Source organism: Bradyrhizobium sp. dw_411, from assembly GCF_018449695.1.
Classification (GTDB): Bacteria; Pseudomonadota; Alphaproteobacteria; order Rhizobiales; family Xanthobacteraceae; genus Bradyrhizobium.
This window is the reverse complement of record NZ_JAAVUY010000007.1, coordinates 91,352-103,355: the sequence shown is the minus strand read 5'-3', so window position 1 is coordinate 103,355 and position 12,004 is coordinate 91,352. Positions and strand designations below refer to the sequence as shown.

Sequence of the window (12,004 nt, the reverse complement as noted above, 5' to 3'; positions counted from 1 at the left end):
CGGTGTTGTTGTTTGCGCTGATGCTGCCGGCCGTACCCGCCGCAGCCGACCCAATGCAGCTAGTCGGCTATTCCGGGTATCTCGGCGAATGGGAATTGACGGCCACCGTCACAGAGGACGGCTCGGCCACGCCAAAAGGATATTCGGGGCCGTTGTCGATAAAGCACGTCGGCCTCTGTACGCAGGACGGTCCGGAGGAAAAAAGCGGCCGGATACGAATTCAGATGATGCCCTCCGAATCGCGCATTGAGGCCACGCTATGGGTGGACGGTATCGAATGCCGCTATCGCGGAGTCTTGTCCGGTTTTTATACGGGCACCATGGATTGCTCCGGCCGCGAGCGTGTTCCATTGAAACTTTGGATCAAGGAATCGAAATAATTTCTGTCCCCTCCGGGACGCCGCGCAATTTACCGCGCGGTAACCGCGTCTTCGAGCGTGTCGGCCGACTGCTCGTGAACGAATTCGAGCGCAAAGCCTTCCTCGAGTTTACGCACCACCCGGGCCTGGACCTTGCCGAGCAGGACCAGGGATTTCAGCGGCGGGCGGTTTTCCGCGGCGATGGCGGCGCCGGACAGCGACATGTCGATGATGCGGCAGGTCATCTTGGTGCCGTCCTCGAGCGTCAACAGCGCAATCGGGTTGCGCGGGATGATACGGTCGTGGCGGCGATCTTCCGGCAGATTGAGAATGTCGCGGTTGGCGAGCCAGGTCAGTTGGGCCGCAAGCTTGTCGCGTTTGCGCGCGGTCGCGCCGACGCTCATCGCAAAGCCATTGTCGATAATGCGGGTGATCTTGCCCTCAACCCGGCCAATATGGTCGAGATAGGCGATCACGCGGTCGCCGACATTGCCGATGCCGGGTGCCAGCAGGGCCAGTCCGCCCGGCGACATATTAATGATCTGGCACGGAAACTCGCGCCGGTCCGGAAGCATGTAGCGGCCGAGCAGGTGAACCTTGACCCGTTGAAAACGCCGCCGCTCTTCGGCGGCCGGCAGGATCGATTTTTTGTGCGCTAACGCCATCTTCGCCACCCGGCAACCGGCTTTTCGGTGCCGCTCGACCCTACGGCCGTCAGGGTTAATGAGTGGTTAGCAATGGTTGCACGAAGGTTGTGCATTCGCGTTTTAGGGGGGGCTGGGACGGGCGGCGGTCGAAGCCGGCTCAAAGGCTTCGCCGGCACGTCATGGCACCGCGAAATGGCATCGCGAATTCAGGCTGCCTCACGCGGAATCGAAGGGGCCGTCTTGCTAGCGGCCGGCGGCATGTCCTACGATCTTTCCTCCAGCCTGACCGTCCGGGCATTCATCATCGCGGCGGTATCCAATCAGAACCAGCATGACGTGGTGGTGGCAAACCACGCCAGCGAACAACAGCCACCGGGGAAATCTCATGACGACACGCCGTCAATTTCTAAAGGCCGGCACCGCGGCCGCCGCCATGGGCGCCGTCTTCTGCGGCTGCGGCATGCTGCAGAGCGCGCACGGCCAGCAGCCGACACGCCAGACCTTGCCCGTGATGGTCGCAGGCAAACGGGTCAAGTCGATCGACGTGCATGCCCATTGTCATTTCCATGAAGCCGGCGCGTTGCTCGGCCCCGAAGCCGACAGCGTCATGCAGGTGCCGGTCAATGGCGCGGACGAAGCCTTCATCGACATGACCAGGCGGCTCGCGGTGATGGACTCGCAGGCCGTCGACATGGAGATCCTGTCGATCAATCCTTTCTGGTACAACCGCGACCGCGAACTGGCCGGTGCGATCGTCAAGATCCAGAACGAAAAGCTCGCGGAACTCTGCGCTTCAAAGCCGGACCGGTTCGCAGCCTTCGCGTCGCTGACCCTGCAGGCGCCCGATCTGGCGGTGCGCGAACTCGAGACCGCGGTGAAGAAGCAGGGGCTGAAGGGGGCCGCGATCGGCGGCATCGTCGACGGCGTGGAATTCTCCGATCCGAAATTTCATCCGGTGTGGGCCAAGGCCGAAGAACTCGGCGTGCCCCTGTTCATCCATCCGGCAGCGATACCCGAACTCAAGAAGCGATTGTCCGGCAATGGCTGGCTCACCAACACGATCGGCAATCCGCTGGAGACGACGATCGCGCTCTCGCATCTCATTTTCGAGGGGACGTTCGACCGCTTTCCCGGATTGAAGGTGATCGCTGCGCATGGCGGCGGCTACCTCGGGTCGTACGCCGATCGCTCCGATCATCCCTGCCTGGTCGGTCCCAAGGGCTGCAATCCCGCGATCACGCTCAAGAAGCAGCCGACGGAATATCTCAAGCAGATCTACTTCGATTCCCTGATCTTCACGCCGGAGGCGATCCGCCATCTGGTGGCCCAGGTCGGCGCCAGTCAGGTGTTGCTGGGTAGCGACTATCCCTATCCCTGGCAGCTCCACCCGGTGGACCATATTTTCGCATCGACTTCGCTCAGCGACGATGAGAAGGCCGATATTATCGGCCGCACCGCAGCGAAGCTGTTCAATTTCCAGGCGTGAGGTGACAGCGCTGCTCGCCGGCGCGTCGGCGATGCGCTCGCTATCGCTGAAATGACCTGAAACAACTTTTGGGGGATGCCGGAAACGCATCCCCCAATTCATCGATCAAAAATCGATCCTCTTCCGAATTCGAGCAACGGTTGAACTCAAGGATTGTGCCGCAATAGCTCTCTATGGTTCTATCGATGATCGGCTTGCAGTCACGTAAGCGAAGATGAGAACGGCTTAATAGAGTGGCATGAATGTCTGCGAGCAATCGGGTTGAAGCGGTACCCGCCGAGACGAATACCACGACAAATATAAATACCAGGACAGGCAGCTCCTCGGCGTTCCTCATTACAATCTATACGGCGGCGGTTTTTCTCAGCGCCGCGTTGCTGTTTGCAGTCCAGCCCATGTTCACGAAAATGGTGCTGCCGCGATTTGGCGGATCGGCATCCGTGTGGTCCGTCGCCATGGTGTTCTTTCAGGGCATTCTGCTATTGGGTTACGCCTATGCCGATCTCTTGACCCGCTTTGTGCGTGGTCCGCTTGCGTTGCTGATCCATCTCGCTGTGATGTTGGGGGGCGCGGTTTTTCTGCCGCTTGCCATTGCGCAGGGATGGGGACTGCCGCCAGCCGAACATGAGCAGATATTTTTGCTCGGTCTGTTCGGTGTTTCCATCGGCTTTCCTTTCTTTGCGCTGGCGGCCAACGGACCGTTGCTGCAGGCGTGGTTCGCTCGTTCTGGTTTGGGACAGGCCGAAAATCCCTATTTCCTTTATGCGGCGAGCAATACCGGAAGCCTGTTGGCACTGTTCGCCTATCCGTTCGCCATCGAGCCGTTTTTGACGCTGAGTTTCCAGGGCGGCGTCTGGCGCTCCGGCTATTATCTGCTGATCGCGTTGATCGCCGCATGCGGAGGTCTGGTGTTCTTTCGCCGCGACGGCGAGGCTGTCCTGCCGGTCGCGCAGTCGACGGAAACTGCACCTGCGTTGGTCCGCATGATCTATTGGGTGGCGCTCGCCTTCGTGCCGTCGGCACTGATGATCGCGGCGACAACGCACATCACGACCGATGTTGCAGCCGCACCGTTTCTGTGGGTGCTTCCGCTGTCGCTCTATCTGATCAGTTTCATTCTGGTGTTCAGCCAGCGCCAGTTGGTCCGGCGCGAGACCTGGATCAATCTTCAGCCGTTTTTGCTGGCGCTGATCGTGCTGACGCTGGCGCTCGATATCCGCACCTGGCTGACCGTCGATGTGGCACTTCATCTGCTGACGTTCTTCGTGACGGCAATGATATGCCATGGGCTGATGGCCGCCACGCGTCCGCAAGCGGCCTATCTCACGCGGTTCTATTTCTGCATGTCGCTGGGCGGTGTGCTGGGTGGCATTTTTTCAGGCCTGATCGCTCCCCGGATCTTTTCATGGATCGCGGAATACCCGTTGCTGATCGTTGCAGCGGCGTTGGCGCGGCCGGGGCTGGTCTGGCCGACTGGAAAGGAAACCAGACTTATTCTCGGCCTTGTTGCCGTTGTTGTCGTCGTCACGCTGCCCGGTTTGCTCGAAAACATCTCGGTTATTCCGCCCTATAGCTGGATGGTCTGGGGTGCTGTGGCGATATTGGTCGCCTGCGCCGTCGCATTCCGCCAGCGGCCGTTGCGGCTGGCCGTGTTGTTCGCCGCCGTATTCACGATCACCCGGGTCTATCCGCCGAATGTGCGGCACCTGGAAACCGTGCGCAGTTTTTTCGGGGTCCACAAGATCGAGGTGACGGAGGACGGCCGCTTTCGCGTGCTGCGCCATGGCATGGAATTGCACGGCGCGCAGCGCTTGACCACCGACGACGGCAAGCCGGTCACCGGCCGGCCGCAACTGTCCACGTACTACCATCCGGACTCGCCGATCGCGGAGGCGATCGACGCTGTGCAGGACAAGAAGGGTGGGCCCATTCGCGCCGCGGTGATCGGTCTTGGCGCCGGCTCGATTGCCTGCCTCATGAAGCCGCAAGACAGTCTCGATTATTATGAGATCGACGCCGACGTGATCCGTATCGCCCGGGATCCCAATCGCTTTACTTTTTTACGTGACTGCAAGCCGGACGCAAAGATCGTTCTTGGCGATGCGCGTCTGACGATCGCCGATGCCCGGGATGCCCGCTATGATGTGATCGTGGTCGATGCCTTTTCATCGGATTCGATCCCGGTTCACTTGCTGACGCGCGAAGCGCTGCGAATTTATCTGTCGCGGCTCAGTCCCGGCGGCATCATCGTCACCCACATCTCCAACAATCACCTCGATTTGACCGGCGTGGTGACCGAGACGGCGGCCAGTGAAAAGCTGATTGCAAGACTCTATGACGAAGACGAAGTCCCGGGCGGCGATCCCATGATCAAGTTTTCGACCGTCATGGTACTGGCGCGCAACAACGACGATTTCGGTCTGTTGAAGGACTGGGAATTGCAAAAGCCGGAGCCGGGGGAATATCCCTGGAGCGACGATTTCTCCAATTTGTTGGGGCCGCTGATCGCCAAATTCGAGGAAGGCGACTAGGGCGGAAACATTGCAATCCACACTGACCGTTTAACTTGCAATTTATAGACCGATTGGTCTATATATCGGTTGTGAGCCACCAAACCCCAGTACAGTTGCCTCGGGGCCGTCCCCGAAGTTTCGACGCGGAAGCCGCTGTCGAACGTGCGATGGGCGTGTTCTGGTCGCGCGGCTATCACGCCACGGCGCTCCCGGACCTGCTTCGTGCGACGAAGCTCTCGCGTGGCAGCCTATATGCTGCCTTCGGTGACAAGCACTCGCTCTTCTTGCGGGCGCTTGATCGCTACATCGCCGACGCCCTGACAAGGATGGATAACGAACTTGCCCCCTCCAGGGAGCCGGTCGATGGCCTGCGGACCTATCTTGCCGGCTACGTCGACCGCACGAGCGGGGCCCATGGTAAGCGCGGCTGCCTGCTGGTGGCGACGGCCATGGAACTGGCTGGCCGCGATGCTGAAGTCGATCGTCGCATCGGGAGCTTTTTCAAAGCCATGGAGGCGAGGGTGGCTGCTGCGCTTTCCCGTGCGAAGGCGGCAGGCAAGCTGGCCGACGGTGTCGATCCTTCAATGGCCGCCCGAATTCTCGTCTGTTTCGTTGAGGGTCTGCGCGTGGTCGGCAAGACGGCACCGACACGTATTACATCGCAGGCCACCGCTGACGCTCTTCTCGACCGCTTCATCAAGTAAAACGACCGTTGGACGCCTTCGCTGCTGGCGCGTTGATATATAGACCGATCGGTCTTGAAAGGAAGGATGTCATGTCTCCCATCCAGATCGTCTGCGCGGTGGCCGTTCCCTTGCTGTGGGGTTATCAGTTCGTGGCCATCAAAGTGGGCGTTATGGAGTTTCCGCCTCTCTTCTTCCTCGCGCTGCGCTTCATGGCCATCGCGCTATTGCTTGTGCCGTTCGTCAAAAGACCCACGCGTCAGCAGTTGGGTCCTGTCGCAGCTATTTCGCTCTTTCTTGGGGGACTGAACTTCGGGCTGTTTTATGTAGGCCTTGGGCTCGGCTCGGGAAGCATGTCGGCGATCGCCTATCAACTCGCGACGCCCTTCACCGTCCTGTTAGCGTGGCCGCTGCTCGCGGAGAGGCCGTCTCTGACGACGTCCGCCGGCGTGTTGCTGGCATTCACCGGTGTCGTTGTGTTGGCAGCGGGGCCTGACCTGTCGACCAACGTACTTCCGCTGCTGCTTGTGATCGGGGCAGCCTTCGCGTTCGCAGTGTCCAACGTCTTGACGAAGCGCTACGGCCCGTTTGATCCCCTGATGTTGATGGGGTGGTCGTCGGCACTGACGGTGCCACAGGTCATGTTGATGTCGCTGTTTCTGGAATATGGACAGTTGGCGAGCCTTGTCACGGCGGATAAGCGTGGTTGGCTGGCGCTCGCCTACACGATTTTCATAGGAGGCATTGTCGGCTTTGGCCTCTGGTTCTGGCTGATCGGGCGTTGCTCCATGAGCCGCGTCGCACCCTTCGGCCTGCTGCTTCCGGTGTTCGCCTTGATTTCGAGCGTGTTGTTCCTTGGCGATCGCATGACCCCAAAGTTGATTGTCGGCGGGCTGCTCGCGATTTCCGGCGTCGCCATCACACAGTTAAGACCGAGCGCTCGACCCATTTGAACCCGGGCAGACCCTAGCGGAAGCCCTCATAGACCATGAAGCCGCGCGCGATCGCGAGTTTGCGCAACGCGCGCGGAACCAGGCCCTCGGGCCGGTGCAGATAGCGCCACGATGTCAGGCGGAAGTCCCGCAACAGGCTGGGTTCGCTTTCGAACGGCGCGAGCGATCCCGTCAGGCTGATCGGTGCATGTGCGCGGGTGTTGAACGGCAGCAGCAGCAATTCCAGATGCGCCGCCGAGCCATCCTGCGCTGTCGCGGTGATGCCAGCGATCGCGGCCAGCATTTCCTCGGCGACCGCGCTCACGACCCCTTCGATTTCGTGGCGGCAATCCGGCGTGAACAGTGCCGAAAAGCTGCGGTCCTTCAGATCGCAGCCGAGCAGGGCGCAAACCCGTGTGCCGGCGACGCGAAACGGATAGCCGGCGTCGGCGTCGTACGACAGCACGAAGATATCGCCGAGCAGTTCTCGCACCGCACCCGGTTCGATTTCGCTGCGGTCCGGCGCGCGCGCGGTGCCGCGCTGCTCGTCCCAATAGGCGAAAAATTCCCGACTTGACGGATGTTTCATCGTTCAGCCTTGCCCCAGTGCCCCGGCGTGAAAGGACACATCTGTCCTGATTTCACGCACGCGCATTCCCTGGATTGTTGTGCAAGACCAGCTTTGCAGCGTCCATGCCGCCGGCGCGTTTTCGGGCCGAAGCGCACGCCTTTACGCTGTTAACGTTAAATTAACTATGGGGTTTCCGTTCGTGGAACGCCTGTTATGGTCTGCGCATTCGATCTCTCGCCGGGTTTCTCCAGGCCCGGCCGGATGGTTACACAGGCGGCGTCAAACAGATTTGGTCGTCGCGCGGGGAGGGGTGGGGATGTCACCCGGGGCTCTGCGCGAAAGGTCAGCAAGACGAGGGAGGCCGTTCTCAGCGGCCTCCCTTTTTCTTTGGCATTTGGCTATCTGTGACCATGCCGTCCTTGCGCTGCAGCGCCAAGCCGCCTAATTGGGCGCCATCGCTCGCGTGAACCGCCGATTAAGGTCTTCGAACCCTTGGAATTTCCACCGGAATCCGCCCCAGAAGCCCCGCCGGAACTGCAGCCGGCGCCGCCGCGTGAGCCGATCCTGACGCTGCCCGGCGCCCTGACCGCCTATGTCCTGCTGTTGGCGTTTTTTCACCTGCGGGTGCTGCTGCCGGTGGATCTGGAAAACTGGACCATCGACGTCTTCGGCTTCATTCCGAAGCGCTACGATTCGACGCTGCTGGCGATCGACTTTCCCGGCGGCGAGGGCGCCAAGGTCTGGACCTTCGTGACTTACTCGCTGCTGCACGTCAATCTCAGCCATATCGGGTTCAATGTGCTGTGGCTGCTGCCGTTCGGCAGCGCGCTGGCGCGGCGTTTTGGCGCGGTCCGGTTTTTCCTGTTCATGGCGGTGACGGCCGCGGCGGGTGCGCTGGCGCATCTCGTCACCCATGAGCATGCGCTGGCGCCGATGATCGGCGCGTCGGCGTCGGTCTCGGGCGCCATGGCGGCCGCGATGCGGTTTGCCTTTGTACGAGGCAGCTTCCTGTCGTTCAATCGCGGCGACGCCGATGCGGCGGCCAAGGTGCCGGCGCTGTCGCTGATGCGGGCATTGCGCAACGGCCGCGTGCTGGGCTTTCTCGGCGTCTGGTTTGCGGTCAATATCATCTTCGGCGTCGGATCGATTGCGATCGGCGCCGACGGCGCCAGCGTTGCCTGGCAGGCGCATATCGGCGGTTTTCTCGCCGGTCTGTTGCTGTTTGCATTGTTCGATCCGGTTCCGCGCGCAGCGCCCTATGCTGCAGATGCGTCGTCGCGGGATGTATCGAACAACGGTTGAATCCCTCAGCTTGCGGCGCAGGGCGATTTCATTCATCATCCCCTCATGATGCGGCACGGTGTGAGCCGCCTATGCGCCGCGGCAAGCCGTGCTCAAGTGAATGCGCCTGCGACGAATGCGTCTGCAACCAAGCTGACGCTGAACTGTTGATTGAAGACTCTAAAGTGAAACAAGAACGCGCTCGCTCAAGGGCGTGATTGGCTTCAGGGAGACGACAATGACGGTACGAGCCATCCTCGATTCCAAAGGTCATCAGATCCAGAGCGTCGAGCCGGACGCCAAACTTTCCGTCGCCATCAAGGTTTTGGCGGAACGCAAGATCGGCGCCGTGCTGGCGATGAGCAAGGGCCGCATCGAAGGCATCCTGTCGGAGCGCGACATCGTGCGTGTGCTTGGCGAACGCGGCGCCGCGGTGCTCGACGAGCCGGTCAGCGCCGTGATGACCCGCAAGGTCATCAGTTGCAAGCAGAACGACACGGTCGGCGCGATCATGGAAATGATGACGGATGGAAAGTTCAGGCATCTGCCGGTGCTCGATGGCGAGCGGGTGGTCGGCCTGATTTCGATCGGCGACATCGTCAAATGGCGCGTGCGCGAATACGAGCACGAGCAGGAAGCGCTGCGCGAATATATCAAGACCGCCTGATTTCTCTCGAAATCAAGGATTCCTTTCGGGATCAGGCGTCTCGGGATCAGGGCGTCTTGTCGATGGTGGGGTCCGGCTCGGCCGCGCCCGGCGCCAGGATATGGATCGCTTCCTGGATCGAGACGATGGCGCGCTCGGCGGCGCGCCGGCCGTGCGCGATCAGATCGTCGGCGCGGTGAAAATCAAACCAGCCGATCTGACCGACCCGGGGCGAGATCAACATGTCGGGCGGATCGCCGGCGAGGCGTGCGCGGGTGATGCGGTCCTGCATGATGTTGAAGGCATCGACCATCACGGTCGAGATGCCCGGCCGTCCGCCGCCGCCGAAGAATTCGCGCTTCACGGTGCGCTCCGCAGAGAACAGGCGGCCCAAGCCGCGTTTCGGCGGCAAAGGTTCGATCGGGATCTCCGGCACGGCGGTTGATGCGCCGTGGGAATAGATCGTGGTGCTGTGGGTGAACACGTCGCTTGAGAGATTGGCGGCGATGACGATCTCCGCGCCCATCGCGCGCGCAGCCGACACCGGCACCGGATTGACCAGCGCGCCGTCGACCAGCCAGCGGTCGCCCGCCAGCACCGGCGCGAATATCCCGGGCAGCGCATAGGAGGCGCGCATCGCATTGACGATGCGGCCATGGGTCAGCCAGATCTCGTGGCCGGTGCGGACTTCAGTGGCCACGGTCGCAAATTTCAGCGGCAGGTCTTCGATCATGGTCTGGCCGAGGGCGGCCTCGAGCTGGGTGGCGAGCTTGTCGCCACCGATCAGGCCAGAGCCGTTGAGGCGGATATCCAGATAGCCCAGGATATTGCGCGGCTGCAGGCTGCGCGCCCAGTCCTCCAGCGTATCGAGCTGGCCTGCGGCATAAGCTCCCCCGACCACGGCGCCGATCGAGGTACCGACCACGACGTTGGGGACGATGCCATGCGCAATGAGAGCCCTGATGATACCGATATGGGCGAATCCACGGGCGGCCCCGCCACCGAGCGCCAGCCCGATCACCGGCCGCCGGACACTGCCGAGCCCCACTCTGTTGCTGCCATTGGAGCCGTTCTGGCCTCGCCCCATCAAACTATCCAGCACCGAAGCAATCTCCCGGGAGGCCGAAACCCAACCCCAAATTCAAGCCTATCCGCAACGGCCCGAAGCCGCCAGAATCTGCCGCGAGCATGGTTTATGCCGCTGTGGGGGAGAGATTGTGACGGGAGGTCGCTTCCCGGGAGCAACGCCCGGGCGGGTCACCGGTTCCCCGGAGGCTTCCAGGGTGTCATGGAGGCTTGAATTTGCCGCGTTTTCAGTGAAAAGCATGCGTCATGATGATCGGACGTGACGGCACCAACGGCTCCCCGGGGATCGGACGCCCGCTTGCAGCGATTGTGATCGCTGCCGCGCTCGTCGTGACGCTGGTTCTGCCGGTTTCCGTCTCGGCGCAGATGTTCACCGACCGGCCGCCACCGGTGCCGCCGGCTTCGGTCCCGGAAGCCCCGGCTGGCCCGGCGATGAATCTCGCCCCGCCATCCGGCCCGGCATCGATACCCAGTCTGCCCGCGCCGGTGACGCAACCTCCGCCGCCACCCTCGATCGCGGCCGTGCCGCCCGCCGCCCTTGCACCTCTCGGCACTGCCGCGCCCGGCCAGGCCGTGCTGGCGCTGACGGCGCGTTACGGCAAGGACCTGCCGGTCATCAACAACGGGCTGGTGTGGCGGGTGTTCTCGGACCGGCCGGACGAAAGCGGCACCTTCAAGCTGATCCGCGAGGACCGGGGTGCTACGCCCAACATCGTGCTGCCGCCCGGCAATTACGTGGTGCATGTCGCGCTCGGACTGGTCAGCGCGGTGCGGCCGGTGACGTTGAAGGCCGAGACCGATCGCGAATCCTTCCTGCTGCCGGCCGGCGGCCTGCGGATCGAAGGCCGGGTCGGCACCTCGCGGATTCCGCAAAACCAGATTTCGTTCGCGATCTACAAGGGCAGCCAGTTTGAAACCGCTGAGCGCGCCTCGCTGGTGCCTAACGTCGCCGCCGGCGATGTCGCGCTGCTGCCGGAGGGGACCTATTACATCATCTCCAACTATGGCGACGCCAATTCCGTGGTGCGCTCGGATATCCGCGTTCAGGCCGGCAAGCTGACCGATGTGATCATCACCCACCGCGCGGCGGTCATTACCCTGAAGCTGGTCAGCGACAGGGGAGGCGAAGCCCTGGCCAACACCGCATGGTCGGTGATCACGCCGGGCGGCGACGTCATCAAGGAATCGATCGGCGCATTCCCCCGCGTCGTGCTGTCGGAGGGCGAATACCGCGCCATCGCCAAGAACGAGGGCAAGGTCTACGAGCGGCCGTTCAACGTCGTCAACGGCGTCGACGGCGAAGTCGAGGTTGTCGCGCGCTGATTCGGACGGTCCTCATGGTGAGGAGGCGCTCTTGGACACTCTCGAAGAAGGACGGCTTCAAGGTCTGTGGCTTCGTGCTTCGAGACGCACGGCTTTCGCCGCGCTCCTCAGCATGAGGGTCTAACAAAACTCCGTCCTGAGAGGCCGCGAAGCTGGCGCCGACCTCATCCTGAGGAGCATCGCTCAAGCGATGCGTCTCGAAGGATGGGCGGCATCGGGACTCGCGGCCATCTTTCGAGACGCGGCCAAGAGGCCGCTCATGAGGGCGGTGTGTAAGGCCGGAAAATAAATCCTACACACAACTGTCATAGTCGCTAATGCGCACTAACCATCGCGCGACTTTAAAGTTTTATATTGGCCGGATCATCGCACCATCCGAAAAATTTTTACACCGCATTAAAGTCCGGCTGCGTTGGATGCAGTGGGATGCTGCGTTGCGGGGAATGTCATGGTTGTTGTTGCCAGGAGCACTGCCGA

Annotated in this window: 11 protein-coding genes; 8 read left to right on the top strand and 3 right to left on the bottom strand. The window is 61.8% G+C overall.

Features of this window, described 5'->3' with window-relative positions:
* Positions 1–8: 8 nt before the first annotated feature.
* The gene (locus tag HB676_RS13790) at positions 9–380 is read left to right on the top strand and encodes a hypothetical protein (protein WP_213738362.1); all 372 of its coding nucleotides are present in this window, start codon (positions 9–11) and stop codon (positions 378–380) included.
* A 29-nt stretch (positions 381–409) separates the two neighbouring features.
* Here HB676_RS13790 and HB676_RS13785 read toward each other — a convergent pair whose 3' ends face one another.
* Positions 410–1,024: a PilZ domain-containing protein gene (locus tag HB676_RS13785; RefSeq protein WP_213738361.1), complete on the bottom strand. Its 615-nt coding sequence runs from the start codon at positions 1,022–1,024 to the stop codon at positions 410–412.
* 367 nt (positions 1,025–1,391) lie between these two features.
* Between HB676_RS13785 and HB676_RS13780 the strand changes: the two genes are divergently transcribed.
* From HB676_RS13780 to HB676_RS13765, 4 genes are all read left to right on the top strand, one after another.
* Complete coding sequence (locus HB676_RS13780) at positions 1,392–2,492, top strand: amidohydrolase family protein (RefSeq protein WP_213738360.1); 1,101 nt, start codon at positions 1,392–1,394, stop codon at positions 2,490–2,492.
* Between the two features lie 242 nt (positions 2,493–2,734).
* The gene (locus HB676_RS13775; RefSeq protein WP_213738359.1) at positions 2,735–5,023 is read left to right on the top strand and encodes a fused MFS/spermidine synthase; all 2,289 of its coding nucleotides are present in this window, start codon (positions 2,735–2,737) and stop codon (positions 5,021–5,023) included.
* 149 nt (positions 5,024–5,172) lie between these two features.
* The gene (locus HB676_RS13770) at positions 5,173–5,709 is read left to right on the top strand and encodes a TetR/AcrR family transcriptional regulator (protein WP_213738358.1); all 537 of its coding nucleotides are present in this window, start codon (positions 5,173–5,175) and stop codon (positions 5,707–5,709) included.
* Positions 5,710–5,780: 71 nt separating this feature from the next.
* A complete protein-coding gene (locus HB676_RS13765) occupies positions 5,781–6,641 on the top strand; it encodes an EamA family transporter (RefSeq protein ID WP_213738594.1) in 861 nt (286 codons plus the stop codon).
* 13 nt (positions 6,642–6,654) lie between these two features.
* On the opposite strand, the gene HB676_RS13760 is transcribed toward HB676_RS13765, so the two are convergent.
* Positions 6,655–7,209, bottom strand: coding sequence for a PAS domain-containing protein (locus tag HB676_RS13760; protein WP_213738357.1), 555 nt, complete (start codon positions 7,207–7,209; stop codon positions 6,655–6,657).
* 474 nt (positions 7,210–7,683) lie between these two features.
* Here HB676_RS13760 and HB676_RS13755 point away from each other — a divergent pair, with 474 nt between their 5' ends.
* Positions 7,684–8,493 carry a rhomboid family intramembrane serine protease gene (locus tag HB676_RS13755; RefSeq protein WP_213738356.1) on the top strand — a complete coding sequence of 270 codons (810 nt, stop codon included), beginning with the start codon at positions 7,684–7,686 and terminating at the stop codon, positions 8,491–8,493.
* 217 nt (positions 8,494–8,710) lie between these two features.
* The gene (locus HB676_RS13750; RefSeq protein WP_213738355.1) at positions 8,711–9,139 is read left to right on the top strand and encodes a CBS domain-containing protein; all 429 of its coding nucleotides are present in this window, start codon (positions 8,711–8,713) and stop codon (positions 9,137–9,139) included.
* Positions 9,140–9,185: 46 nt separating this feature from the next.
* Here HB676_RS13750 and HB676_RS13745 read toward each other — a convergent pair whose 3' ends face one another.
* On the bottom strand, positions 9,186–10,220 hold the full coding sequence (locus HB676_RS13745) for a patatin-like phospholipase family protein (protein WP_213738354.1): 1,035 nt from the start codon (positions 10,218–10,220) through the stop codon (positions 9,186–9,188).
* Between the two features lie 230 nt (positions 10,221–10,450).
* Between HB676_RS13745 and HB676_RS13740 the strand changes: the two genes are divergently transcribed.
* On the top strand, positions 10,451–11,527 hold the full coding sequence (locus HB676_RS13740; RefSeq protein ID WP_213738353.1) for a hypothetical protein: 1,077 nt from the start codon (positions 10,451–10,453) through the stop codon (positions 11,525–11,527).
* The last annotated feature ends 477 nt before the right edge of the window (positions 11,528–12,004 follow it).

Coding starts and splice junctions, on each gene's coding strand:
- HB676_RS13750 (WP_213738355.1), top strand. CDS start 8,711: ATGACGGTACGAGCCATCCTCGATTCCAAAGGTCATCAGATCCAGAGC.
- HB676_RS13785 (WP_213738361.1), bottom strand. CDS start 1,024: ATGGCGTTAGCGCACAAAAAATCGATCCTGCCGGCCGCCGAAGAGCGG.
- HB676_RS13780 (WP_213738360.1), top strand. CDS start 1,392: ATGACGACACGCCGTCAATTTCTAAAGGCCGGCACCGCGGCCGCCGCC.
- HB676_RS13760 (WP_213738357.1), bottom strand. CDS start 7,209: ATGAAACATCCGTCAAGTCGGGAATTTTTCGCCTATTGGGACGAGCAG.
- HB676_RS13770 (WP_213738358.1), top strand. CDS start 5,173: ATGGGCGTGTTCTGGTCGCGCGGCTATCACGCCACGGCGCTCCCGGAC.
- HB676_RS13775 (WP_213738359.1), top strand. CDS start 2,735: ATGTCTGCGAGCAATCGGGTTGAAGCGGTACCCGCCGAGACGAATACC.
- HB676_RS13765 (WP_213738594.1), top strand. CDS start 5,781: ATGTCTCCCATCCAGATCGTCTGCGCGGTGGCCGTTCCCTTGCTGTGG.
- HB676_RS13740 (WP_213738353.1), top strand. CDS start 10,451: ATGATGATCGGACGTGACGGCACCAACGGCTCCCCGGGGATCGGACGC.